Consider the following 26,161-nt stretch of genomic DNA (forward strand, 5'->3'; position numbering starts at 1 on the left):
TTAGTAGTCTCGGGGAGCTTGAAACCTGGAACATTGAACCTGAAACAAATTTTAATCTTCCAGTACATTACCAAAAATTGTATTCTTTAACAGCAGGGCCACTAGTAGAAACGCGATGCCCCAGTAAAGATAAACGCGGTAAAAATCCTGTACATCTTCGTAAATCCGTACATGTATGGGTGATTTTTCCAGGCGGTTAATCTGGGCAAATACAGACTGTAGTCGTCGGGTATCCGTAGCTCGAAAGAAACTCCCGTTGCCAATGGTCGCAATTGTTTTGAGAATACCTTCATCAACAGTAACCGCCTGCGATGACGACACAACTGGTCGGCCAACGGCAATCGTATAGAGTTTAATACTAAATGCCTTTGCCAGTCGGGCGGCCGTAACCGGGTCCAGATTTCCAGCGGTATTATCACCGTCGCTCAATAAAATAATTAGCTTACTTCGTTTCTGATTATCCAGGTTAGTTTCAGCCTGTGTTGTGTCTGTTGACAATGGTACTCGCTCCCGCATCCGATTTATACAGCGAGCCAGGGCATCGCCAATCGCCGTTCCTGAGGTACGAATCATTTGGCTATCTAACTCGCTCAGGTATTGCTTTAGCAAATCGTAGTCTGTTGTAAGCGGGCAGAGCGAGAACGCTTCCCCCGCAAAAACTACCAAACCGATTCGGTCATTTTTTCGGCTATTCACAAATAGCTGAGCCACTCGGCGCGCAGCTGCCAGACGATTAGGTGGCAAGTCGGTTTCGCTCATCGACTCCGATACATCTATAGCCAGCATAATATCAATGCCTTCTGATTGTTCATCGCGTTGTGTTCGCACAATTTGTGGACGAGACAGCGCTACTAACAGGAAACTGATCCCGATAAATACACTCAACGGCAACAAATACCGCAATAAACTAAGCCACGACCGTCGAGATTGAATACGTCCAGCACCAGCATAAAGCTGACCCGTCGATATATTCAGCCGTTGCTGTGCCTTTCGGTTCAGGTAATAACGAATCAAAAACAAGACCGGAACAGCCGGAATCAACGATAAAGCCAACGGGTATGCCACATGAAACTGCTGCCATTGCGCCGGACTTAACCAGTGAGGTGAATACCAGGGTTCCATTTGATCAGGAGATAGAAGGGGGTTCGGTGGTCGGGTCGATCTTCGTCTGTAAACTGGCTCGACTATTATGGTAGGCGTTTGTCGCCAATTCGCCCAATAGTCTCAAAGCAGGCAGGGATTCAGGAGAATAAGTCCCTCCATAAATTATTAGATCGGCTTCGCGAAGTGCATTTGCAACTCGTTCGTCGTTCATCTGAACAGCCAATTCAGGTGTTGTTAAGGACGTATAAGGTTGCTTATCAAGTCGCTCTAAGTAAGATTTCCATAAGATGACGGCCTGGTTCGCAATTTCAGCAGCTGTATATGAATTAATCGTCCGGGTAAGTCGGTTGTACTCGTTTAGAAAAGCCAGATGTCGGCGTTTTAGTTGATACAGTCGCCATTGCCGCCTGATGGTTCGGCCAAACAGTCCATACAACAGGAAAGCCGCCAAAGCAATTGATAAAAAACCCAAGGCTAATGCCCAATAATTAAACTGCTGTTGAAGCGTGACCAGCGTTGTATCAGTAGCTAGTTTTGGTAGTACCGATCGCAACGAATCTAACCTGGTTACCGGTAACTTCGATCGTAAAAATACCGTGTCGGTCAGCGTCCATTGCGCAGTACAGTCAACCTCATTTATGATTCGGATGGGCACGCGAAGTAACTGTATAGAATCTGTCTCAAACGAAACCAGGGTATATACCGCGCTATCACGGCTGATGGCATCAAATCCGATCCCGGTGGTTTGCGTGGCAAAAACAGTTACTTTTTGCACTCGATAAGGGGCAAAGTGATGTGCCGTATCTGGAAACAGCACATCAATGATAGGCGCATGTCGATAGGTCAACGCATACTGAAATGGGCGTCCTATTTCGACGCTATCCGTCAGGAAATAACCCCGTAATGGAGATTGTCGCAATGAAAGTTGCTGCGACGAAGATTGCCGTAATAGCGATTGTGGTACGGTAGGCCGTATCGGTTCATTCGCCCGGATTGACAGGGGCAATACGAACAGGAAAAAGAAAAGTCGTATGGCGTACGTCACAACTGCGTTATTTCCTCACTCTAAATAATTCGACAAGTTTCGGCACAAAGTCCTCCTGCGAATCGAGCGCCAGATAATTGGCGTTATACTGTTTACAAAGCCGTTCTAATCGAACCTGATTCTGGCGAAATGTATCCTGCAACCCATTTCGAAAGGATGGCGAGGATGTATTGACCCATACCGTGCGGCCCGACTCGGTATCATGCACCGGAATAATACCTAATCTTGGCAGATTCACCTCTCGCTGATCGTACAAATGAATAACGACCAGGTCGTGTTTTTTTGCCAACGCCTTGAGATTATGTTCGTAGTTGGTATCAATAAAGTCGGAGAGCAGGATCACCACACTCCGTCGCTTAAGTGCATTGAGTGTAAACAACAGCGCATCAGCAATACTCGTCTGGCCCGATTCTGGCTGTAATTTATACAGGCTCATAATCAGTTGATAACCTGTTTTCAGTCCGTTACCTGGCTTTATATAGCGCTCTTTCTGATTCGAAAAACAGTACATACCCACATGACTGGCTTCACGAATAGCCGACATCGCTAATACTCCGCACACCTCTTTGGTAGCCGCTAATTTATCGCGGTGGCGCGGGCCAACCTGCTGCGACGCACTCACATCGACAACAAAAAACACCGTCTGATCTTTCTCTTCCCGAAATACTTTCACGAACGTACCATGCCCTTTCGACGAAACGTTCCAGTCAATAGCGCGCACATCATCGCCGTACTGGTACGTCCTCAAATCACTGAATTCCAACCCAGTACCTTTAAAAATAGATCGAAAACTTCCGCGCATCTGCGAGTTAACCGCCTTACGGATGCGAATATCGAAATTACGAAGCCTGGCCAAGAACTCGTCCATACGAAACAGGCGTTATACTTTTTTAACAAGCAATCCCGAACTTTGCCTATAGGGATTAGCTTACAAAGCTATCGATTTAAACGTATGCATCTAAACCGATTTCGCCATCATCTGTGGAGTCTGCTTCTTAGTGGGTGGCTCGTTGTGGCCTGTACAGCGCCAGAAGATGAGAAACCTGACAACTTGGTTGGGATTGATAAAATGGCGGATATTCTGACCGAAGTTCACATGGCCGAATCCCGCGTGAGTCGCCTGGGCCTGGCCTCGATTGACTCCTCCAACATTGCCTATAAGCACCTGGAAACCAGCCTTTTTAAAAAATTCAACATAGATACTGCCACGTATCGTACAAGTTACATTTTCTATTCGTCGCACCCTCAGGATATGGAAGTTATCTATAAACGGGTTACCGAGAATTTACAGAAAAAGATTAGCGCGAAAAACGCGAAACAAGCGAAAGGTTCATGACGATTGGTATTATTGGCGCAGGTATTTCGGGCTTAACGCTGGCCTATGAATTACAACAACGTGGTATACCATATCATCTTTGGGAGGCTGCCAATCAACCAGGAGGCTATATCCAGTCGCGATGGGAATCGCCAGAGAAACCGGAAGGAGCAACAAATGGGCCTTACCTGCTCGAACTAGGTCCTAACTCCCTACTTGGTGATGCCGACTTACTGCATTGGCTTGATGGCCTGGGCCTTACAGATGAATTAACGTTTAGCAAACCAGTCAGTAAGGCCCGCTATATTTTTCGTGATGGAGCCTACAGGCAACTGCTTTCAGGTCCACCATCACTTTTGTTCGGCAACTTTTTTAGCTGGAAAACCAAACTGGCCATCTTTCGTGAACGGACGAACAAAACATTATCGACGGATGGAGAGACGCTGGCTCAGTTTTTTCGGCGTCGATTTTCGCAGGAGCTAGTCGATTATGCACTGGGGCCGTTTGTGGCGGGCATTTACGCTGGCGATCCAGAACAACTCCTTGTTTCTGAAACATTTCCCATACTTCTTCAGTATGAAAAAGAATATGGTTCGGTGCTAAAGGGCCTAATCAAAAATCAATCAACCACGGGTCGCCGGCAATCGTTTAGCTTTAGGAATGGCATGCAAACCCTAACAAATGCGTTAGCAGCAGCGTTGACGAACCTCTCGCTTAATGACACCGTTAAGCAGATTACCCGCACGCCAGGTGGTTGGCAAGTGACAACGGCAGGTAGTACACAAACTGTCGATAAATTAGTTTTAGCAGTTGATACCAACGCGGCTGCCCGACTGGTTGAGGCACAGTACAAAATGCTTGCCGATGCCCTTCGCGCAGTTACTTATCCACCCATGACAGTCGTTCATTCGGCTTACAGGCGTGCTGATGTGCAACACCCGCTCAACGGATTCGGTGGGTTAAATCCCGAAGTTGAAAATCGGTTTTCGGCGGGTCATATCTGGAGTAGTTCTGTTTTTGACGGACGCTGCCCTGACGATGAGGTGCTGTTTACAACAATGGTTGGTGGACAAACGGGGGCTAGCAACGCTCGGCTTGCCGATAGCGTACTGAAAGAAAACGTTCATCAGGAATTAGCGACCAGTTTTGGCATTAAAGCAACAAAGCCGGTTTTTCAGGCTATTCAACGCTGGGAGCGAGCTATTCCACAATATACTACATCCATTCAGGCCATCAAGAGGCACGTTAAAGCAATTGAAACTGATCAATTATTTGTGTGTGCCAACTGGTATGGAGGGGTATCTTTGTCTGACTGCATCCAGAAAGCCCAGAAACTGTGCCGACAATTGATTAACCCTTAATAGATTAACAATTTTTAATGATTATCTTGTACAAAAACCACCTGTTTTGGTGTTGTAAAGATAACCCCCTATTTACTAACTTACTCGTACCGTGAAAGAGCGTTTAGTCGTTATTCCGACATACAATGAAATCGAGAACATCGAGGCCATTATTCGGAAGGTGTTTAGCCTACCGGAGCCATTCGATGTACTCATTGTGGACGACGGTTCGCCTGACGGGACCGCTCAACGTGTCCGCGACTTACAGGAAGAATTTCCGTCTACTGGCTCTTCACTGCGTGGTTCACTACCCCGATTGCACTTGCTTGAGCGCCGGGGTAAGTTAGGGTTAGGGACCGCCTACATCGACGGTTTTAAATGGGCCTTATCGAGAGGGTATCAGTATCTGTTTGAGATGGATGCCGACTTCTCGCACAATCCCGAAGATCTGATTAAACTTTATCGTGCCTGCGCCGAAGAAGGGCCTGACCGTGCCGATGTGGCCGTAGGGTCGCGTTATATCCGTGGAGTCAATGTGGTGAACTGGCCAATGGGACGTGTTTTGATGTCCTATTTTGCGGGTGTATATGTCCGATTTATCACGGGCATGTCCATCATGGACCCAACCGCAGGCTTCGTCTGCTACCGCGCCGAAGTCCTGGAAGTGATTCTGCATAATCCCATCAAATTCGTTGGGTACGCTTTCCAGATTGAAATGAAATTTACCTGCTGGAAATACGGCTTCCGCATTCGCGAGGTACCCATTATTTTCACCGACCGCACAAGGGGTGTTTCCAAAATGTCGTCCAAAATTTTCAAGGAAGCGGTTTTTGGTGTGCTCCAGATGAAAATCAGCAGTTTCTTCCGGCACTATATCCCTCGCCGGGATAGCGTGAAGAAGGTAGAAGAACCTGTTGGCGTGTAAGCCTGTATTTATACAGTACAGCCAGAGTTTATCCAACTCAATCATATGCTGTAGGAATTTGCGTACTTTAGGCTGACATATAGGCATTTACACCGCACTATGGAAGATCCTAAACGTATTGTGCAACAGGGTTACGACCAATTAGGCAGTCTCTATCGAACTCATTACGAAGAGACAAATCCATTGCGTTACAGCAACTGGTTAACCACTCTGGCCCAGCTTCTGCCAGCAAAGGCTAAGGTGCTCGAATTAGGTTGTGCCGATGGTATTCCTACCGCTCGTTTCCTCAGTCAGCAGTTTAGCTATTTAGGCATAGATATTTCACCAATTCAGGTTGAACAGGCTCGAGCTAACGTTCCTGAGGCTCTCTTTCAGGTAGCCGATATGGCAACGCTTACGTTTTCCAGGCTTTCTTTCGACGGTGTTATCGCTTTATATTCCATTATTCATCTCCCTTTAGCTGAGCAGCCTGCCTTATTCAAAACTATTTACCAATGGCTTGCTCCTAACGGTTACTTCCTTTGCATTACAGGGGCTGATGAATGGACGGGCGTAGATTCGGATTGGATAAAACCTGGTACACTTATGTACTGGAGCTATGCAGATGCGGGCACCTATCGATCCTGGCTTATTGAAGCCGGATTTACTATTGTTGAGAGCCAATTTGTTGCTGAAGGTAATAGCGGGCATACATTCTTTCTATTGCAGAAAAAAGCGTAAATAAAACGATTCAATAACCATCTGCCGATAGGATACGCTCTTTACTATTTACATTATTACCGTAAACGTTAATCTCGTCCAATACGACTCGACCTGCCAAATCCTGGACATATAGTGTGTTTTTGGGAATAAATTGCTTATCCTTTTGGCGATAATCGACAAGAATGAACGAAACGGGTAAAATATAGTTGCCGGTATATCGCAGATTCAGAGAAGGTAATTTTTTTAAAGCGGCTATGATAACTGGCTCAAAACCAACGTAGGCACCTTCGACACTGTGATTAAGAATCGAAATATCCTGAATACGGCCTTTATCATCAATTGTAAATTCGGCGAAAATCCGCATATAGCTGCTTGACCACTGTGCCTGACGAGGAAATTTAAGCCGACGATTCAGAACAGTTGTAAAAACAGGGTCCTGACTAAGATTGGGACTGGCCACCTGAGCCACTGCTAATTGAGTAATAAAGGATAGGATCAGCAGTCGTAGGTAGAGCATGGTTGTTTTTTTCTAAGCTATACTTTAAAGTACATAGCATACGATTTCTACGTTTAGCCGACTAATTCAACTACCGAACACGCATAAAATCCATAAGCGCTTCTGGTACCGTAGTTGTACCGAAAGCGCTTATAGGATTCTGACTAATCTCAACAGTACCACCCTTAATTCCCTAAAAACCAATTATACTCCTCGTCGACGAGTACGGGTTATTGTTATAGGCACACATATGGGTTTGCAATCCGGATTTACTGGTGTTAAAATCGTGAAGGTCGTAGTAGCTGGCGTGCTGGTTCCTCCACTATTTTTAGCAATTGCAGTCAATGTGTGTAGCCCATCAGGTAAAGATACCGAACAACTCCAGATACCCCCCCCGGTACCTGTTGTAGAACATAATACAGTAGCCCCTTCGGTAAGCGTTACACTGGCTCCTGCTGTTACGGTTCCGCTAACGGCAATACTCGGCCCAGCCACTGTTGTATTTGTTACCGGGCTCAGAATAGCAATCGTTGGCGGAATTGCGCAATTAGCACTACCCACATTATAATTCCCTTTCCAGGCATTATAGACCGTTCCGTTTGCCCGAAAACCAAGCGCTGTCAGGTCATTGCCTACGTTAATGGGTTGCGTAGGTGGATTCGGCTGAAACAGGTCACTACTAGTCCAGATTTCAACAGGTCCTACACAAGGACCGCTATTGGTAAAGGTAAATAGAACTGTTTCCTGCGTTGCACTATACGGGATAGATGGCGCATTAGGCGTTAGACCGAAGATAAAATAATCGTAGTTCGGGCTCTGAGGAGGAGCCAAAACAGTCGTATTATTCGTCCAGCCTCCATTGGTGCTCTGCACATTGGCAACCTGAAAACTGCCTGTAGGCACTACAATCGTCACTTGGCCCGTATTAGTGATCCGGTCAGTACCCGAAAGACCCACTGTACTGGAGAGCGAGACTTGGTAAGTAACTTTATCGGGAAGCAATTTCACCGAATAGTAAATACCATTCTGGGCCAGTCCAGTCGTAAAACAGCTCACTAGTAGCAACAGTATACAAACTAATCGTAGGTATACCCATGAGTGAGTTTTATGGCGTGTATAGGTCATAAGCAATGTAGATTATAGTTTATCAATTCACCATATTACTTACCTATAGGTAACTCACAAGTAAATTTACAAACTTATTCCTAGTAATTAGTTTACTTTCAGTCCATTAGTAAGGCTATTCCGGTTTGTTGACCGGAATAGCCTTTGACCATATCAAGGGATCTGCTCCTGAACGATGTAGGTAATATCGAAGAGCGAGTTATTTGGGAACAGGAGCACCGTCGTGAAAATGATTTGCAAATCATTTTGAGCGCCCTGATACCGCACTTCGCCATCCATATTTACGTCACCTGTCAGGTATCGCTGTACGATATAAGTCGGTAGCGATGAGGTATTTCCAGCTTCTAGGAATACCTGGCTAAACACAGTTCCCAGATCATTATTGCTGCCCTGATAGATAACCTGCCGTTTAGGCTGACCACTTACAACATCAACCCCATTGGTATTACCTGGCCAGAGCAAGCGGGTTGTATTGATGGTTTGCTGAGCCAGTGTGCCATAGGTTTGAGTGGCCGGAGAAATGAAATCGACAGTAACAGCTGTACTGCTGAGCGCTACCGTATTTAAGGTCATTACGCCCAGGTGATTTCGGTGCCGTACAGATACATAGTAACTACCCGCTCCCACGTTGAATGATACTGGAGATATACCATCGACATCAACAATATCGCCATCCCGCTGTACTAAAGCCGACCGGGTTGCTACAACAGCCGACCCACTGGCTGGGTTGCGTAATTCGACAAATACCCAGTCCACAATGGCATTGGCACCCGTCGTACTAAACACAGCTGACGTCGTTGATTCGTTACCGCCACCACCAACGTGCGTAAAGCCTGTTCCTACCAGTTCTGGAGAAGAATAAGGTTCTACAAGTGGCAGCAAGTTTTTAGCCCGAAGATCATCACGCATGAGACCCGTTGTTCCATCGTAGGCACCACCCAGGAAGACTTTGGGGCGTATGAGAGCGAGCGGATCTGTAACCGTAACAGTCATGCTCGCCGTTACGCTAACTGGGCTGGCGCAGTTGACAGGCAGACTGCCATTCGTAGCCGTATAGGAAATCACATACGAACCTGCCGTGGCAAACGTAAGCGAGCCTGTTGGCGTCCCGGTACCACTCGTAACAGGGCTAACTCCCGACGTTGGACTCACCATCCAGTTTAGCACACCTGGTGTACCTCCTAAAGCGGAGACCGTAACCGTCTGACCGATAGCAAGCGATATAGCCGATGGTGTCAATGTCAGCGCAGATGGTGGCGTACAAGGCGGAGCAACTACCGAGAAGCTGGTTACAGCCGAAGCAGAACCCCCTATTGTTGTTACTAAGGCCGTTACACTCACTGGACCAGGTGTTAGCGTTAGGGAAGTACAAGACCAGCTCCCTGCGCTACTAACTGTTACGACACAGGGTGAATTGCCGGGTGCCACGACAGTTACACTTGAATTAGGTGTAGCCGTTCCACTCACAACTGGATTCAGGAAGGTTACTTCATTCATCGCTGGTGAAAGAATGGCAATCGTTGGCGGAGCAACAGCTGTAAATGTAGTTGTAGTTGTTGCCGTTCCGCCAGCGTTGCTGGCTACCGCCGTGAGCGTTACCGGGCCAGCCGTGAGCGTGAGCGAATTACAGTTCCATCCTGTACCTACCACAGTAGCAATGCACGATTGTCCACCGGGTGCCAGTAAGGTTACTGAAGCTCCTGCGGTTACTGTTCCACTCACCAAAGGTGTTGTACTGGTCAGGCTATTCGGTGCTGGAACCAGAATGGCAATCGTTGGTGGAGCAACAGCCGTAAATGTGGTTGTGGTTGTTGCCGTTCCGCCAACGTTGCTGGCTACAGCAGTCAGCGTAACCGGACCAGCCGTTAACGTTAGTGAATTACAGCTCCAACCTGTACCTACTACGGTAGGAATACACGATTGGCCACCGGGTGCGAGCAGCGTAACAGAAGCCCCTGCGGTCACCGTTCCACTTACTAAAGGTGTCAGGCTGGTCAGGCTGTTCGGAGCGGGAACCAGAATCGCGATTGTTGGCGGAGCCACAGCGGTAAAGCTAGTCGTTGCGGTAGCACTACCAACTTCGTTGACAGCTATAGCCGTTAGCGTAACCGGACCAGCTGTTAACGTTATACCCGTACAAGACCAGTTGCCACTACCATCAACCGACGGAATACAGGATTGACCTCCTGGCGCCAGCAGCGTTACACTCGCTCCTGTCGTTACAGTGCCACTAATCAGCGGAGTCAGATTTGTTTGACTGCCAGCCACCGGTACGTTAATCGTAACAGTGGGTAGTACGTGTATCAGCACCGTTGTCGAGCAGGTTCCGGTAGCCTCTCCTGAGGTAATGGTGAGTGACCGAATGCCTCGTGGGCCGCTGCCGTCGTAACTAACAGGCATCGCAAACGTAGTTTGTCCGCTCACGAGCGTTTGTGTGCTTGTGCCCGTTAGGCCATTACCTGAAATCGAAACTGTGGTTGTTCCTATCAGATTGACAGTAAGTGGGAATGTCAATGTTCCTGATGATGGGAAGCCGACGATGAACGTGCCGCTCACGGTTGAAGTCGTGCAATTGCCGAAGGTAAATGCTCCCGGACACTCATACGCCATGCCAGCAGGGAAGCTAACGATCGAATTATACGTTGTGCAGGTTTTTCCAAATTCAGCAAAACCGTAATAGATATTCGTTGTTGATCCAACGCCAACTACAGCACCTACCCGTACTTCGACTTCGTCAAACTCTTTCGTTGTCTGGAATTGCGCTTTGTATTTATTCGCTGACAGGATCGATACCGTCAACAGTCCACTCGTGCCAACTGACTCCTGAATGACGCCACCTTTGTAGGTAACAATCGTGAGTGAGTTAATGAGTGTTGCCTGCGCCAGTCCCGTATTTTCGACCACAAAACCGGCAAAATCACCAGCCAGCGCCATTCGACTCAGTTTAGCTCGAATAGATCCATAACCCAGTACGCCAACCGTTGTCGCTATACTACCAAAATTAGTCAGGCTGGCATCACCTACCTGATCGACATTTGTTATACCACAACCCACACAGGCTGTGCTGGTGAATCCACTTGCCGAAACGCCAACTGTTGTATTGTTTGCAGTAGCTGCTGGATCAACTTTTGTGCAAACCTGATACGAAAAAGCCGCTGTTCCCGAGCTTGGATCTGTTGGGCGGAAATTGATCGTGCCATCGGCATTAGCTGTTGCACTACCATTGCTAGGTTGCGATACAACGGTCACCGAGGTAGGATCTAACAGTCCTGAACCACTGGCAATATCGTTGCCCAATACCGAGAATGACTGCGGACAGGCCGTTTGCGATACGACATCGGTACACATATTAGCCGGGAATGCTATATTGAAGGCAACGGTCTGGTACTGAGGCAGTGGCTTAGCAAAGCCATAATAAACATCGGTCGTTGCCAATAACCCAACCCCTGCCGTCACACTTAACTCTACCTCATCAAAGTTCGATGTAGTTGTAGGGAAACCGATCTCATAGCGTGATCCCGTCAAAACCTGCACACTAGCCAGACCACTAACGGTATAGCTATCTTTTAAAGCACCTGCAAGATAGGTTCGAATAACCAGGGTCGGGAATACGCTGGTCGATAAAAGGCCGCTGTTGCCAATTACAAATCCGGCGCGATCACCTTTCAGTCCTGTTCCATTTAATTTGGCCCGAACCGACACTGTACCACCCAAAGCTACTGTTTGGTTGATCGTCGCAAAATCAGTTGTACTGGCACTAGTAAGGTTCGACGGATTCGAAACGGAGCATAAGGCACACGTAAGATCTTTATCTGTCTGTATTGCTGAGCTTGTAATGTATGATGTTGATGTGACAGATGCTGCTCTCAGCGAGAACGTAGCTGTACCTGCCGCCGATGTCGCTGGCTGGAAGCGTACCGTTCCGTCGCTATTCACATAGATATGCCCTGTAGCCGGCTGCGATACAACCTGAACTGTCGAGGGGTCAACCGTTCGGGGAGCAGTAGCAGTAAACGACGACAAGAGATTTAGTGGCTCACCACAAGAAGCCAGCGTTGTCAATACCGAATAGCTAGCCGTTGTGGTAGCCGTCCCACCGATGTTACTCGCAATGGCAGTCAATGTGACCGGGCCAGCTGGCAGGGCAAACGAACTACACGACCAGGCACCCGTACTAGCATTGGCCGTTGTTATACACAACTGGCTGTTGGGGCCAAGAAGTGTAACACTGGCACTGGCAGTAGCTGTACCGCTTATTGTTGGTGAGTTGTTAATCTGAGTTCCCGGCGTAGGGCTTAGAATACTGATTGTTGGTGGAGCAACAGCCGTAAAGGTGGTTGTAGTTGATGTTTTCCCACCAATGTTACCAGCCGTTGCGGTTAATGTTACCGGACCTACTGGAACGGTAATGGAATTACAAGACCAGTTACCACTACCATCGGCTGTTGTTACACAGGATGATCCATTCGGGCTTGTTACTGTTACACTCGCTCCCGGTGTTGCAGTACCACTTACCGGTGGCGACTGGCTTGTCTGTGCATTCAGTGCGGGCGCAGTGAAGGCAATGGTTGGCGGCCCCACGGCGGTAAAACTAACCGTTGCCGTATTGCTGGGTCCAACGCTGTTTGAGGCTACGGCTGTCAGGGTAACCGGGCCAGCCGTTAACGTTAAGGAATTACAGGACCAGTTGCTCGTTCCACCATCGCTAACAATACAAAACTGGCCTCCTGGCGCCGTAAGTGTTACGCTGGAGTTTGCCGTTACGGTCCCACTAACTACGGGCGTTAAACTTGTCAGACTATTGGGCGCCGGACTTAAAATAGCCACAACAGGCAGCAACGAGCAGTTTGCAGAGCCAACTCCGTAATTCCCAAGCCATGCGTTGGTAATCCCCAACTGAGCAAAACCCAATGTTGTCAGGTCATTACCTACGTTGATTGGCTGCGAAGGCGGATTCGGCTTGAAAGGATCTGTACTGGCCCAGACTTCTATAGGCCCAGCACAAGGACCTAGATTACGAAAGGTGAATAATGATATTTCTGTATTCGCGGTGTATGGAAGAGCAACACCATTATTGGTCAGACCAAAAATAAAGTAGTCTTTACTCGGGTTCTGTGATGGTGCGCGAACGGTCGTATTGTTTGCCCATTGACCATTCACGGTATTGATCGAAGTGACTGTAAAACTACCAGCAGGGGCTACAATCGTAACCTGACCGCTATTCGTTTGTTGATAGGCACCCGAAAAACTTACTGTACTCGACAATGATACCTGATAGGTGAGTCCATCAGGCTGGAGTTTCACTGTGTATTTGATTCCAGTTTGCGACCAGCCTATGGTCAAACTGGCCAGCATCAGAATACCAGCCAAACAAATTCGGCAGCACAGAGATTTAAAAAGTAGAGGTGTGCAAGGCATAGCAATTGGTAGTTGAAAGTGTTAGGGAATTTGTTCACTTACGATGTACGCTATTGAAAAAGAGGTATTATTAGGGTGTAGAAGCTCATTTAGGAAGATTACCTGTAGGTCGTTGCCCGCCCCCTGGCATATGGTTTGACCATTCAGGTCTAAGTCGCCGGTCGAGTAAGTTGTTGCGATGTATGTGAGTAAGGCATTCGTATTTCCAGGGTCTAACTGCACCTGGCTCAATACCCGGCTAACGTCATTATTACTTCCCTGATAGATTATACTCCGATTGGCATCGGCATTTCCGGCCCAGAGCACACGTTTGTTCGTAGTGGAAATTAGCTGCTGGGCATCGCTGCCATAGGTTGCGGTAGCCGGATTTGTAAAGTCTATAGCTATTGCGGTACTGCTTAGCGCCCTAGACGTCGCCGTCATTACGCCGAGGTGGTTTCGGTGCCGAACGCTGATATAGTAGCTACCTGCGCCCACGCTAAACGATAGGGGTGAGGTACCATCTGTTGCTACAATGTCGCCGTCTCGCTGTACTAAAGCCGAGTGCGTTGCTACCACAGTCGACGCACTGGCTGGGTTACGTAATTCAACAAACACCCAGTCCACAATGGCATTGGCACCCGTCGTACTAAACACAGCTGATGTCGTTGATTCATTACCGCCACCCCCAACATGCGTAAAGCCCGTTCCTACCAGAACCGTCTGTGAATAAGGTTCGGCAAGCGGAAGCAGGTTATTCTGGCGTAAATCGTCGCGCATTAAATCGGTTAATGCGCTGTAAGCACCACCCAACAACACGCGCAGATTCAGAACGGCCAATGGGTCTGTTACTGTAATGGTTGCGGTAGCCGTAACACTGACAGGGTTGATACAAGCTACTGGTACAGTGCTGTTTGTAGCGGTGTAGGTAAGGCTATAGGTTCCAGCCGTTGCAAACGTTAATGAACCGGTAGTAGTACCGGTACCGCTTGTAACCGGGCCGATCCCGGTCGTTGGGCTGACTAGCCAGTTCAGTATTCCTGGCGTTCCGCCCAATGTTGAAATCGTAATGGCTTGCCCAATTGTCAGGCTCACTGCTGTAGTGCTGAGTGTTAAGGCAGATGGGGTGGTACAGGGAGGTGAAACAGCCGTAAAACTGCGCGTTGCGGTTGCAGTACCGGCAGGATTTCCGGCTACAGCCGTTAGCGTAACTGGCCCCGCGGGTAATATCATTGACGAACAGGACCATGCGCCTGTGCTGACGTCTGCTGTTGTTACGCACGATTGTCCACTAGGCCCGCTAATAGTCAGGCTAATACCGGCCGTAGCTGTACCGCTTACCAACGGAGTAGTGCTGGTCAAGCTATTTGGCGCCGGATTCGTAAAGCTTATGGATGGGGCTGGGTAAACAGTGACCGCTGTTGAACAGCTTCCGGGGCCTGATGTAAATGATAAGGTTGACGTAATACTCAGGCTGCGAGTCCCCGATACACCCGTTCCATCATAACTGATCAGTACCGGAATCGTGGTTTGCCCATTGGTAATTGCGGCTGTATAAGGAGCAGGAGAGCTGGTAAAACCGGAGCCCGTCACTGAAAGTGATACCACTCCCGATGTAGAGCCCGTAACAGGTACTGTTAATGTACCGGATGAAGGAGTACCCGCAACGAAAATACCCGTAGTAGTTGCTGAACCACAATTGAAATTAAACGTTGCCGCTGCCTTTGATCCAAAGGCAAAATAATAGTTAACAGAATTGAATAAACTTAAAGTTAAAATACTACTACCTGTGATAATAAGTTCAACCTCGTCGAAGTCCTTTGTCGATTTAAAGGCTACTTCATTTTGCGTAGTGCCCAACAATCCCAGCACATCCAGGCTAATCAGCGAAGGGCCCGTTTTTGTTTCTTGTAACGTCCCTGAGCTATACGTTTTCAGCGTCATCGCATTGAATAAATCAACATTCAATGTTCCTCCAGACGATAGTACCCAGCCCGCATAATCGCCCGCTTTCGATACTGTCCCCGATTGAAGTTTAGCACGCACAGACGTAGATATTCCGCTCAATAAGCTAATCCCGGATATAGTAATGGTTGAAAAATCGGTAAGGCTAAGGTTCGCAACAGCAGAAGCACTGGACACACCACTCGAGCACAAAACGCTACATCCGCTTACTGAAATAGCATATTGACCCGTAGGATTTGAGAATTGTGACAGGTTATTTTTCGGTCCGTATTGCTGAGCTTGTACGGTGGTTGTAACAAGGCAAAAAACAAGTAATAGGTAGTTGACAATCTTCCATAAACAAAGCATCGAAGCAGTTTGCTCCGGCTTATTTATCAATAAACTATAGATATACGAAACCATCGTTAAGGCAACTATATATATACTACCAATTTGTAAATGGAGAAGTCAAATAGTATGCCTTACCGTTATTATATCAATAAATTTTATTTTTTCTGTACAATTATTAACCTATTTATCGAAGAAAGCGTATTTAGCACGCTATATATAGAATGCCAAATATGTTATATTATTTATTTGTATTATCCAAATTATGGTAACAAAAAATATGCCATGGAGCTTTTATATATTACCGCAATAGTCTATGGAATTAATGATATAACGAGAAGGATTATAGCGTCTCCATATAGGCTGGAAGAGACGAAAAAGTGCATCAGCAGGTAGTCGATCTGCTGTGTAATGTATGGGGTGGTACCGGGCAATTCTGAAGGAAGAATTTCTAAAAAGTATGCCCGAAATGATCGTGTAAGATTGAGCTTCGAAAGCGTTTCTGCTAGCCTATTTTCACTAAGAAACGCTCGTATATCTCCTGCGTTGTCTCAATGTCAATTCGTTTATGGGGATTAGTAAACCCGGCCACAATCGTTACGTTCGATTTGGCAATACCCAACTGTTTCGCTAGAAATTCAATTAGATAGGCATTGGCTTTCCCGTCCTGTGCGGGCGCCTTGATTTTGGCGTTGAGCTGTCCAGCAGCATCATAGAAAAGCTGGTCGACCTTGCTACCGGGCTTGACCTTCAGGTGAAGCGTCACAACTTATATAGTAATCGTATAGCTAAGCTTAATCTCATCGCCCGCCATGCCGCGAAACCCCCAGTTATGCGCCGGACTTTCCAGAATGCAGATTTCGAGGTCTGTAACAGCCAGGCCAATTTGTTCGCAGATACGGGCGTAGAGTAAATGGATCAGCTTCTTTTTAGTTTCTACCGTACGACCTTCTATCATTATGAATTCCAGAATCAGATAGCGTTCCGAAGCGGTGGCTGGCCTGAAAAAATCGTCGTTTTCAAGATAGAAAAAACGGTGTGCTCGTTTGTCGACAGGAAATTGAAGTGCCTCCACAACGCAGGAATGAATCACCTCAGAAAGCTGATTGCGGATAGGGAGCAAGTACTCCCGAACCCCATAAATTTTCACCTGGCTCACTTCTCTTTAGTAATTATGGGGTTCGGGCTTTATTTTACGATGCCGTTAGGGGTCAATTAACCACAACTCACGCTAGTTATTAGTACCTCTCTACTTTGATATGATGCAATAACCTTATCAGGACTTCCTGCGAAAGTCCTGATAATAACTACTTCAGTTGCTTCGCCAGCACTTCAATACCCTCTTCGAAGGTACGCGGATCATAACCGAGTACTGTACGGGCTTTATCCAGAATGAAACCTGTACGCGGAGGCCGACGAGCCACTTGTGTAAACGTCGACGCATCAGCCTGCGTAATCAGCGACTTATCGAGACCGAAATAATCGGCTGTTTTAATGGCCATCTCGTAAGGTGTCAGGACTTCTTTACCTGAGATATTAAAAATACCTTCGGCTTCCTGATCAGCAATAAGGTAGCAACCCATAGCGAGGTCTTCGGCAAGGGTTGGGCTGCGCCACTGATCGGTTACAACTTTAATCGTCTTACCATCTTCCAGTGATTTCTTCACCCACAAAATGATGTTGCTCCGGCTCATATCGTGCGCAATGCCATACACAAGTACGGTTCGGGCAATGGCCCATCGTAGGTCGGAATGCTTAACAGCTGATTCGCCGGCCTGTTTACTCCAGCCGTAAAAGCTGATTGGATTGGCTTCGGCAGTTTCGTCGTAAGGACCAGCAGCCCCGTCGAAAATAAAATCAGTCGAAACATGGACCAGAAAGGCATCTATCGACCGGCAGGCTTCAATGATATATTCAACCGCTGAGACGTTCTGAGCCCAGCAGGCATCTTTCTGAATTTCACACTTATCCACATCGGTCATAGCTGCCCCGTGGATAACTACGTCTGGCTTCACATCCGCAATCACATCCAGCACCTGTTGACGATCCGTAATGTCCATCGATCGATACGTATAGCCTTCTGAAAACGGCAAACGGTTATCACCTCGTGCTGTAGCCGTTAATTCAACATTAGGTTGCTTCGTAAGCAAGCCGACTAATTTCTGGCCTAGTAGCCCATTGGCACCAGTGAGAAGAATTTTTTTCATAATGTTTTGGCTCAGATAGGCACTGGCTGTTTGAGCCTAAAATTTATATCCGTATTGCTTTGTAATTTTCTTTTTCTTCACCCAATCACCCGTCATCGTCATACGAACATCTCGGTCAGGGCGATCCAGTTCATTACGAGGCTGCTTGGCAACACTGTCAACAATGGCCAGTCCATCAATTACTTCGCCAAAAACTGTGTAGTTTCCATCTAAATGCGGAGCCCCGCCAAGGGTCTTGTAAACCTGCTTTTGTTCGTCGGTTGGCAAACGCCCTTTCATCGTTTGAATCCGATCCATTTGCTTTTGCAGACCTGCATCGTCCCAAACGCGCCCTTGTACAATATAAAACTGGCAACCACTCGATGCTTTTTCAGGATTACCATCACGGGCTGCTGCCAATGCGCCTTTTTTATGAAAAAGCGATGGGACAAATTCAGCCGGAATTTTATAGCCTACATCGCCATTACCAAGTGGCTGGTCGGCCTTAGCCTTCCGTGAGTTTGGATCGCCCCCCTGAATCATGAACAATGGAATAATGCGATGAAACAGAAGGCTATCGTAAAACTTTTGATTGACGAGTTTAATAAAGTTCTCCTTATGCTGTGGGGTTTGGTCATACAGCACAAGCCGCATGGTACCAAAGGTTGTATTGAGCGAAACGAGGTAATCCTTCTTTTTCCGGTTTTGGGCCATCGAAAGGGCAGGAATCAATAAAAACAAGAGTAAAAATTTGCGCATAAATAAACCGTAAATAACGCCCTTAAAGGACAACCCTATTTTGGAATGCGTCTTTTAGACGTTGATCGTGGGTAACAACAATCAGACTAGCCCCAATTTGCTCCGATTGTTCGCGCAGGAGTTGTACAACACGATTCGTATTTTCATCGTCGAGGCTCGATGTGGGTTCATCGGCCAGGATAACGTCAGGTTGATTCATAACGGCCCGTGCAATACTCACACGCTGTTGTTCACCCTGGCTAAGTTGGTTCGTTTTCTTATTGAGTTGTTCGCTGAAACCCAGTTGAGAAGCCAGCTCCTTCGCCCGATTTTTATCCTGCGACTTGTTCGCCAGATAATTTGCCATCAGCAGGTTATCCATAACTGATAAGGCACTGACAAAGTGAGGCTTCTGGTATACGATACCTACATGTTTAGCTCGAAAAGCGGCCGTTTCGGCCACGCTCAGTTTTGTCAGGTCAATTTTATCAATAACCACCGAGCCACTTTTGGGCTTTAGCAGTAAGGCCAATAAATGAAGGAATGTAGTTTTCCCGGTACCAGACCTTCCTAAAATTAGAAGAGCTTCGCGATTAGCACATTGGACATCAGGAAACGTAAACTGTTTCGCAGGACCGTATTCAAACGTGAGTTGGTTCGTTGCCAGCATCAGATTCAGGCGAGTATCCACAAAAATAGGCAAAAGTTGTAATTCTTCCCCTTTTAGGAGGGATACTCCTCGCTACTCTTGCTATCAATGGCTCATTAACCCTTGACTTGTTACTATTCGTCGCTGGAAAGGAAGCCAACTACGCCAAATAGCATGGTTCCTATAATCTTGGGGCCAAACTTTTTTCCAGTAAATCGGCCAAATTCACTCATCCATTTGGTTGTTTCCACAACCTTATCTCCGGTTTCTCTTAAGGCGTCCGTTGCTTCTTTACCGGCATTTCTCTTTGTGAAATACATGACAGGTGCACTTATACCAGCGACAGAAATACCTAACAGCGTTCCTGCCACCGCGCCTATAGTACCGGATACCTCTTTACTTGACTCCTCCCACTGCTTCCATTTTTCTTCAAAATCATAGTCATTTGCGTTCATGGCTTATCTGATGTTTAAATGAAGGAAAAGTGACGGCTAGATGTAGCTAACTGTTGACGGCAACTAATTTCAGCAAAATTTTTGTCGTTATAATTTTATCCCTTGAATTAAAATTGATGTCTTAATTGATTGATCCTTAAGGTGCAAAAAATTCTTACGATCTTCATCCCGCATGAAGTTTCCAAAATCTTGTTCTGACTCAAATTTTACAAGGTGTATTTCGTAGGGTTTGTCAATATGATGTTCAATGAAAGAGTTATCTACAGGCCTTACTCTTAGCAGAAGTTGGCCGTTATATTTTGCAATTATTGGAATGGCAATGTCTTCAAACTGATGAAATACAGACTCCTGGCCTTCTTTGATGTAAATTAATTGCGTTATGTAGATCATTTTTTCTATGAATTTTAACGTTCCGATCATTCCACTCAACATTCGTGGGAGTTGGTAGCACTGGAAGCAAGTTAGAAAAACGCATTTTACTGTCACATAGGCCCAATCAGGAATTTTCGCCGGACGCTAAATGTATACTACCTAATGGGCGCTGAGCTACATTCTACTAATACAGTATTCCTTTTGCATAAACCATCAATTCTATTGAAACGCCTTGTTCTGTTTGCTTCCGGTTCTGGCTCAAATGCCGAAAAAATTGCCGATTATTTCGCGGGTAACACCGAAGTCGAGATTTCGCTGATTGTGTCGAACAACCCCAAAGCAGGCGTTATCGAACGTGCCAGACGTTTGCATATACCCGTTTTACTCTTCGACCGGACAACTTTTTACAATACTAATCGCATTACTCAACTCCTTCTTAACCAATCTGTTGATCTGATCGTACTAGCGGGTTTCATGTGGCTGATGCCGGGCGATTTAGTGCGGGCATTTCCAAATAAAATTATTAACATTCACCCGGCTTTATTACCTAAATTTGGTGGAAAGGGGATGTATGGGCATTTTGTTCATGAAGCCGTTGTGGCAGCCGGAGAAACTGAATCCGGCATCACAATTCACTACGTGAACGAACATTACGACGAAGGGCAAATTATTTTCCAGGCCAATTGTCCGGTTGCACCAACCGATACGCCCGACGATGTAGCTAAAAAAGTACAGATACTGGAGCACGAACATTATCCGAGAATAACCGCAGAAGTACTATCGGGAACGATTTAAACGAGCAATTATGAACAGAATAGCTACATTTCTCGTGTTGGTATTAGCCTTAACAGGCTGTTTTCAACCCATTGTTTTCCTAAATCATAAGACTCATTACCCGGTCGATGTATTCTATGACAACCAACGGCCCGATCGCCCGTTTGCACCCATGCAAGACCTGGAAGTAAAGGGCGAAGTTCCCCTGACCCAACGGCAATCGAGTAACCAGCGTATGGTTAGTCGGGGAAACGATATGCAGCAAAAAGAGTTGATGTTAGCCCGCCTGACTATGCAGGCCAAGAAGCTTGGGGCCGATGCGCTGGTAGCGGTAAAGTATACGTACTACACCTCGACAACCGATAACGGCTATCTAATGACTGGCGTAGCGGTAAAGTATAAAAAAGAAGAAGAGACTACCGCCAATTAACGAAGCCCGCCAAACTGTTTGGCGGGCTTCGTTAATTTATATAGAAAACATTATTTAACTTCCTCGTAGTCAACGTAATCCCCGCCCTTATACCGCGAACTACTTTCTTTTGGCGAGCGATTATCTACCCGAATATCACCTTCCCGGCGACCTCCCCGACCAGCGGTCTGCTGCTTCTGTTGCTTAATCAACTGGCGGCCAACTAATAAATAAAATACAAATCGTCGTACCGGCGGTACGAACAAAATAATGAGGGTGATGATAAACAGATATTTTAGCAACATATCAGGGTGTCGTTAATACTCAATAAACGTCAGGTTGGGCCGTTTAGTTTTCCTTTACGTTAGACGGTTCTTATTCGGGTTGACCGGTCTATGGCCCACTTCTGTAAAACGCAGGCGTACCTAAATCCTACTAATATCCGTATAGCGCTTTTGCAGCTGCTTCGTATTTATCTCCTGCCGACCATTGTGGGCGCATGGGTCGATTAGCAATCAGACGAGCCGAATGGGCATACGCCTGACAGAATCGGAGCACATAATTAAAGTTCAATGATTCGGGGTTGTCGATAGCCTGATGGTAGTATTTTGCGATTGCGGCATCAAACGATTTAAGCCCCGGCGCAAAGTCTGGGGCAGGGATTCCTTTAACGGCAAAATTCACGTTATCCGACCGGTCAAATAATCCTTGCTCTGGAGCAGGCTCAGCAAAGACGTTCAAGCCGAACGCTTTAGCTCCCGCTTCGATTTCGGCTTTTGCTCCCGTCCGCTCAAGGCCAATAATTGATATAATAGTTGTGTCGCTATACCCCGCACCATCGGTATTCAGATCAAAAACGGTTTGTTTTAACGGCACTAATGGATGCTCCGCATAGTATCTACTGCCTAATAATCCGACTTCTTCACCCGTTAAGGCCAACACGAGTATAGATCGGCTGGGACGCTGCAATGTCAACGCCTTGGCTGCTTCCAGAATCGCCACTGTGCCTATTCCATTATCGCGCGCGCCATTAAAAATACTGTCGGTAGGTTGATAGGGACTACCACCTTGTTTACCGACGCCCACATGATCAAAGTGAGCAGATAGCACAACGTATTCATCTTTCAGCTTAGGGTCAGTGCCTTCAATAATGCCAGCCACATTAGACGAGATCGCACTGGTACGTATCCGTCCCGATGTTTGAAACGAGATATGCTGTCCCCCCTCTTTCAGTTGTTTGTATTTGTTGTTGGCGTTATTAATCCACAAATGGGCTATGGGCGAGGCACTATTATCGCCCGTTGCAATACTCATTTGTTCACGATTGAGATACTGGCTTACTAAGCCCCACGGAGTCGGTTCGCTATAGAGTTCAATCAGAGCAGCAGCCCCTTTTTCACTCGCCAGTTTCCGTTTTGTTGCCGATGCGCCGAAGATTTCGCGGGGACTTTTCGCATCGGGCGAACCACCTTGTGCTATCAAGATCCGCCCTTTCACATCACGACCTTTGTAGCCGTCTTCGCCATCGGTCAGGCCGTAACCCACATACACGACCTCGCCTGAAATAGACGTTGGACCACCTGCCATCACTAGAATGTCTTTGCCAAGCAGAAGCGTGTCTTTACCCACAACCATTGTTGCCATACTGGCAGCCTTAACGCGTTCAAATGGAATGGATTGTAGATAATCCTGCTGACTACCAGTCATCACAGCGGGCTTCAGGCCCATCAGTCGAAACTGCTCAGCTATATACCGTGCAGCAACTCGGTTTCCCTGTTCACCTGTCCGGCGCCCCTCCAGTTCATCGGAAGCCAGAAAGCGCATGTGCGCTTCAACCTCAGTGCGGGACATGGTAAATTCAGGAAATTTCGGTGTAGCAGCTATTTTTTTAGCAGATGAACCAGCCTTGACAGCCTGGGCTTGCACCTGCATTGTAGTGGTGCTCAGAACGATGGCTATCAATAAACGTATTGTAGACGGTGTTTGCATGATGATTGAGTTTCACCTGTAAAAGTACGAAAACCCAATGATTCACTCATCGTCCAGCCATCTCAGCGAATTTCAGTACTTTTGTAGCGGTTAACCTTATAGATTTTTCAAACCACAACGGCGGCCCGGCTATAAGGTTTGGTCATTACTATGCCTCCTCGTTCATCCTCCGAAAAAACCTATCTGCTCGTTGCCATTGGCTTATTGGTACTGTACATTTCTCCATATATCTGGCTCGGCGAAGGTGCGCACTTAACGATTCATGATAACTTAGACAGTGATTTTCTGTACCTGTACCTCCTTAAGCTCACCAAAACCGCATTTGATTTTGACCTAAAAACTGTCATTCTGAATATGATGAGTGGGGGGGCATTTCAGGGTATTCCGCGCTCAGCGTTTCGGACGGGACTGAATCTCGAGGTACTCTCATTTTGGCTGCTACCTCCTTACGCAGCCCAGGTAGTCAACTTCGCGGCTGTGCACGGCATTGGGTTTGTAGGCATGTATTTGCTGCTCAAAAAGCACGTCTTACCTGAACCCAATTGGGCGTTTACACGCGTTGCGCTGGCCTTTCTGTTTGCACTAGTGCCGTGTTACATTGTCCATGGTGCGTCGGTAACGGGACAACCGTTGTTGCTAGTTGCCTTTCTAAACTTGTTGCAGAAGCGCTCGCATTGGTCTGATTGGCTCATTATTGTCTTATTTCCCTTCTACTCCTTTTTCGTTTGGGCGGGTTTATTCATCTGCATTGCGCTGGGTGTAATTGGCTTAGTGAACATGCTTCGCCTTCGACAACTCAACTTGGGTTATATCAACGGTCTGTTCCTGCTTGCACTCTTATATATAGCCAGCGAATGGGAATTGATTTACGGATTCATTAACCAGACGTATATCTCGCAACGTGTTGAGTTTGATTATAGTCAATTGCGTTCCACCAAACTTGTGGACAGCCTGCGCCGAAGCATCGATTTATTCATTTGGCCGATGTTCAACACGGGTGCATTCTTTACCGCAGGAATTGTGATAGTAGCGGGCGTAAGTGCCTGGCGAGCCTATCGACGACAGGATTTTCGGGCTATGCGTTGGCTCATTGGTTTACCAATTCTGGCATTTGTCATTTGCCTGATTCACGGGTTTTATCACTACCTGGTTATCTGGCTTGGAGATAGTTCATTAGGGCTAAAGTTCCGGGTCTTTCAGTTCGACCGATTCTATTTCCTGCTCCCGACGCTCTGGTTCTTCCTCTTCGCCGTAGCCTTGCGACAATTTCGGGCGAATGGGAGTTTGAGTCGATTATTTCTAGCCACACAGCTAGTGTTGATGATTTTCGCCAACAAAGAGTGGCGCATCAATATTGGGAAGATGACGGGCTCTATTACTGAAGCCAAACAGCCCTCTTTTCGGGCGTTTTTTGCAGAAAAGCAGTTTGCCCAAATCCGTGACTACATTGGTCGACCACAAGCTGATTACCGGGTTATTTGCCTGGGTATGCATCCATCCGTTGCACAGTTTAATGGATTCTATACCCTGGATAGCTATCAGAACAACTACCCTCTCCCCTACAAATACGCTTTCCGGAAAATCATTGCGACCGAGTTAGCCAAAGGTACACGGCAAATGCGCGTTTATTACGACGCCTATGCCTGCCGGGCTTATCTCTACACAGCTGAGTTAGGCATGAATTATTTGTTTGGGAAGACACAAAACAAAACCGTCAATAACCTGCAAGTCAATACAGATGCATTAATTGCCCTGAATGGCCAATACGTGATTTCGGCCGTACCTATTCGCAATGCCGCAGCCAATCGCCTAAAGCTGGAGAAAGTGTTTGATGAACCCGAAAGTTACTGGCGTGTGTGGTTGTATAAGGTGGAGTAGTGATTGGTGGAGTAAGTACTTCAACTAAACTACTTACTGCACTTATTTTACTTACTCCACCAATCATTAACCTCGCTTATAATGCTGCCGGGCGAAGCGCATGAACGTATCTGCTAGCCCTTCACTAACGCCCTGAAGCTGAATCGAATACAAATCTCGTTGAATCGAAAGATTCTGTACATCGAGAATTTTTAACGTACCGGCCTGCAATTCATGCTGCACCGCAAAGACCGACACAAACGCCATACAGCGTGAGCTTCCGAGATAGGATTTGATACTTTCGGTACTACCTAGCTGCATTTCGACAGTTAAATCGGTAAGCCGAAGACCAACGCCCCGGAGTGCGTGTTCAATCACTTCCAGTGAACCGGAGCCACGTTCGCGCAGGACAATCGGGACATCACGCAGTTCATCCAGGGTAATCTCATCACGGTCGGCTAGTGGATGATCGGCGCGGCAGATGAGCACGAGTTCGTCCTTTACGAAAGACGTATAGCGAATATCACTGTGGTGGGTTCGGCCTTCTACCAATCCTAAATCGATATCGTTATTGAGTAGTCGCTGCTCAATTTGCTCAGTATTGCCGCTCAGAAGCGAAATGGCCACATCGGCAGATTGCTCATGAAAGCGAGCCAACACTGGCGGGATCACATATTGAGCTACGGTCGTGCTGGCTCCTACCCGAAGCGCACCCGCAGGTTTACCTTTGAGTGCGTTCATGTCGAACTCCAGTTGGCGATATGTTGCCATGATGGTTTCAGCATGAGTGAGCAGCAGGTTCCCGGCGGCTGTCAGACTAATCTGGTTACCACGCCGGTCAAACAGCGCCGTACCGAACTGGTGTTCAAGTTCCTGAATGTGTTTCGTGATAGCTGGTTGTGTTACATACAATTCGGCAGCGGCTTTTGTAAAACTAAGCCGCTTGGCAACCGTGTAGAAGACGTTCAGGCGAAAATCGAGCATGGAACAA

The 26,161-nt window shown here is 47.0% G+C and carries 24 protein-coding genes; 7 read left to right on the plus strand and 17 right to left on the minus strand.

Annotation, left to right across the window (positions count from 1 at the left end; all coding sequences use genetic code 11):
* Nucleotides 1-51 precede the first annotated feature (51 nt).
* The 3 genes from GO755_RS05550 to GO755_RS05560 are packed head-to-tail and all read right to left on the minus strand — an operon-like array spanning nucleotide 52 to nucleotide 3,017.
* Nucleotides 52-1,122 (minus strand): VWA domain-containing protein, encoded by a 1,071-nt coding sequence (locus GO755_RS05550; protein ID WP_157583745.1) that lies wholly within the window; start codon nucleotides 1,120-1,122, stop codon nucleotides 52-54.
* A 4-nt stretch (nucleotides 1,123-1,126) separates the two neighbouring features.
* Entirely contained in the window at nucleotides 1,127-2,149 is a 1,023-nt protein-coding gene (locus GO755_RS05555; RefSeq protein ID WP_157583746.1) for a hypothetical protein, read from the minus strand.
* Between the two features lie 7 nt (nucleotides 2,150-2,156).
* Complete coding sequence (locus GO755_RS05560) at nucleotides 2,157-3,017, minus strand: DUF58 domain-containing protein (RefSeq protein WP_157583747.1); 861 nt, start codon at nucleotides 3,015-3,017, stop codon at nucleotides 2,157-2,159.
* Nucleotides 3,018-3,101: 84 nt separating this feature from the next.
* On the opposite strand from GO755_RS05560, the gene GO755_RS05565 reads away from it, so the two are divergent.
* The 4 genes from GO755_RS05565 (at nucleotide 3,102) to GO755_RS05580 (ending at nucleotide 6,449) form a co-directional block, all read left to right on the plus strand.
* Nucleotides 3,102-3,485 carry a DUF4296 domain-containing protein gene (locus GO755_RS05565; protein ID WP_157583748.1) on the plus strand — a complete coding sequence of 128 codons (384 nt, stop codon included), beginning with the start codon at nucleotides 3,102-3,104 and terminating at the stop codon, nucleotides 3,483-3,485.
* Entirely contained in the window at nucleotides 3,482-4,825 is a 1,344-nt protein-coding gene (gene hemG, locus GO755_RS05570; protein WP_157583749.1) for a protoporphyrinogen oxidase, read from the plus strand. The genes GO755_RS05565 and hemG overlap by 4 nt, the downstream gene beginning before the upstream one ends.
* A gap of 91 nt (nucleotides 4,826-4,916) precedes the next feature.
* The gene (locus GO755_RS05575; RefSeq protein WP_317165796.1) at nucleotides 4,917-5,729 is read left to right on the plus strand and encodes a polyprenol monophosphomannose synthase; all 813 of its coding nucleotides are present in this window, start codon (nucleotides 4,917-4,919) and stop codon (nucleotides 5,727-5,729) included.
* Nucleotides 5,730-5,828: 99 nt separating this feature from the next.
* The gene (locus GO755_RS05580) at nucleotides 5,829-6,449 is read left to right on the plus strand and encodes a class I SAM-dependent methyltransferase (protein WP_157583750.1); all 621 of its coding nucleotides are present in this window, start codon (nucleotides 5,829-5,831) and stop codon (nucleotides 6,447-6,449) included.
* Nucleotides 6,450-6,459: 10 nt separating this feature from the next.
* Here the strand turns inward: GO755_RS05580 and GO755_RS05585 are convergent, their stop codons facing one another.
* The 11 genes from GO755_RS05585 to GO755_RS05635 form a co-directional block, all read right to left on the minus strand.
* Nucleotides 6,460-6,948, minus strand: coding sequence for a hypothetical protein (locus GO755_RS05585; RefSeq protein ID WP_157583751.1), 489 nt, complete (start codon nucleotides 6,946-6,948; stop codon nucleotides 6,460-6,462).
* A 183-nt stretch (nucleotides 6,949-7,131) separates the two neighbouring features.
* Nucleotides 7,132-8,052: a hypothetical protein gene (locus tag GO755_RS05590; RefSeq protein WP_157583752.1), complete on the minus strand. Its 921-nt coding sequence runs from the start codon at nucleotides 8,050-8,052 to the stop codon at nucleotides 7,132-7,134.
* Between the two features lie 153 nt (nucleotides 8,053-8,205).
* The gene (locus GO755_RS05595; RefSeq protein ID WP_157583753.1) at nucleotides 8,206-13,470 is read right to left on the minus strand and encodes a beta strand repeat-containing protein; all 5,265 of its coding nucleotides are present in this window, start codon (nucleotides 13,468-13,470) and stop codon (nucleotides 8,206-8,208) included.
* Between the two features lie 21 nt (nucleotides 13,471-13,491).
* Nucleotides 13,492-15,495 carry a hypothetical protein gene (locus GO755_RS05600; protein ID WP_157583754.1) on the minus strand — a complete coding sequence of 668 codons (2,004 nt, stop codon included), beginning with the start codon at nucleotides 15,493-15,495 and terminating at the stop codon, nucleotides 13,492-13,494.
* Nucleotides 15,496-16,246: 751 nt separating this feature from the next.
* The gene (locus GO755_RS05605; RefSeq protein WP_317165797.1) at nucleotides 16,247-16,507 is read right to left on the minus strand and encodes a DUF167 domain-containing protein; all 261 of its coding nucleotides are present in this window, start codon (nucleotides 16,505-16,507) and stop codon (nucleotides 16,247-16,249) included.
* A gap of 3 nt (nucleotides 16,508-16,510) precedes the next feature.
* Nucleotides 16,511-16,900 carry a tautomerase family protein gene (locus GO755_RS05610; RefSeq protein WP_317165798.1) on the minus strand — a complete coding sequence of 130 codons (390 nt, stop codon included), beginning with the start codon at nucleotides 16,898-16,900 and terminating at the stop codon, nucleotides 16,511-16,513.
* 148 nt (nucleotides 16,901-17,048) lie between these two features.
* Complete coding sequence (locus GO755_RS05615) at nucleotides 17,049-17,948, minus strand: SDR family oxidoreductase (RefSeq protein WP_157583755.1); 900 nt, start codon at nucleotides 17,946-17,948, stop codon at nucleotides 17,049-17,051.
* Nucleotides 17,949-17,984: 36 nt separating this feature from the next.
* Complete coding sequence (locus GO755_RS05620; protein WP_157583756.1) at nucleotides 17,985-18,686, minus strand: peptidylprolyl isomerase; 702 nt, start codon at nucleotides 18,684-18,686, stop codon at nucleotides 17,985-17,987.
* Nucleotides 18,687-18,708: 22 nt separating this feature from the next.
* The gene (locus GO755_RS05625; RefSeq protein ID WP_157584142.1) at nucleotides 18,709-19,335 is read right to left on the minus strand and encodes an ABC transporter ATP-binding protein; all 627 of its coding nucleotides are present in this window, start codon (nucleotides 19,333-19,335) and stop codon (nucleotides 18,709-18,711) included.
* 113 nt (nucleotides 19,336-19,448) lie between these two features.
* Nucleotides 19,449-19,769, minus strand: a complete 321-nt coding sequence (locus tag GO755_RS05630; protein WP_157583757.1) for a hypothetical protein — start codon at nucleotides 19,767-19,769, stop codon at nucleotides 19,449-19,451.
* Between the two features lie 87 nt (nucleotides 19,770-19,856).
* A complete protein-coding gene (locus GO755_RS05635) occupies nucleotides 19,857-20,159 on the minus strand; it encodes a DUF1330 domain-containing protein (RefSeq protein ID WP_157583758.1) in 303 nt (100 codons plus the stop codon).
* A 204-nt stretch (nucleotides 20,160-20,363) separates the two neighbouring features.
* On the opposite strand from GO755_RS05635, the gene purN reads away from it, so the two are divergent.
* On the plus strand, nucleotides 20,364-20,936 hold the full coding sequence (gene purN, locus GO755_RS05640) for a phosphoribosylglycinamide formyltransferase (protein WP_157583759.1): 573 nt from the start codon (nucleotides 20,364-20,366) through the stop codon (nucleotides 20,934-20,936).
* Nucleotides 20,937-20,946: 10 nt separating this feature from the next.
* A complete protein-coding gene (locus GO755_RS05645; RefSeq protein WP_157583760.1) occupies nucleotides 20,947-21,345 on the plus strand; it encodes a YbjQ family protein in 399 nt (132 codons plus the stop codon).
* Between the two features lie 50 nt (nucleotides 21,346-21,395).
* Here the strand turns inward: GO755_RS05645 and GO755_RS05650 are convergent, their stop codons facing one another.
* Both GO755_RS05650 and GO755_RS05655 read right to left on the minus strand, forming a co-directional pair.
* On the minus strand, nucleotides 21,396-21,629 hold the full coding sequence (locus GO755_RS05650) for a DUF4834 domain-containing protein (protein ID WP_157583761.1): 234 nt from the start codon (nucleotides 21,627-21,629) through the stop codon (nucleotides 21,396-21,398).
* A 130-nt stretch (nucleotides 21,630-21,759) separates the two neighbouring features.
* The gene (locus GO755_RS05655) at nucleotides 21,760-23,313 is read right to left on the minus strand and encodes a M28 family peptidase (RefSeq protein ID WP_157583762.1); all 1,554 of its coding nucleotides are present in this window, start codon (nucleotides 23,311-23,313) and stop codon (nucleotides 21,760-21,762) included.
* A 150-nt stretch (nucleotides 23,314-23,463) separates the two neighbouring features.
* Here GO755_RS05655 and GO755_RS05660 point away from each other — a divergent pair, with 150 nt between their 5' ends.
* Nucleotides 23,464-25,191, plus strand: coding sequence for a DUF6044 family protein (locus tag GO755_RS05660; RefSeq protein ID WP_227686868.1), 1,728 nt, complete (start codon nucleotides 23,464-23,466; stop codon nucleotides 25,189-25,191).
* 66 nt (nucleotides 25,192-25,257) lie between these two features.
* On the opposite strand, the gene GO755_RS05665 is transcribed toward GO755_RS05660, so the two are convergent.
* A complete protein-coding gene (locus tag GO755_RS05665; RefSeq protein ID WP_157583763.1) occupies nucleotides 25,258-26,154 on the minus strand; it encodes a LysR family transcriptional regulator in 897 nt (298 codons plus the stop codon).
* Nucleotides 26,155-26,161: the final 7 nt, after the last annotated feature.

It is taken from the genome of Spirosoma arboris (assembly GCF_009754945.1).
In the GTDB taxonomy this organism is placed as follows: Bacteria; Bacteroidota; Bacteroidia; order Cytophagales; family Spirosomataceae; genus Spirosoma; species Spirosoma arboris.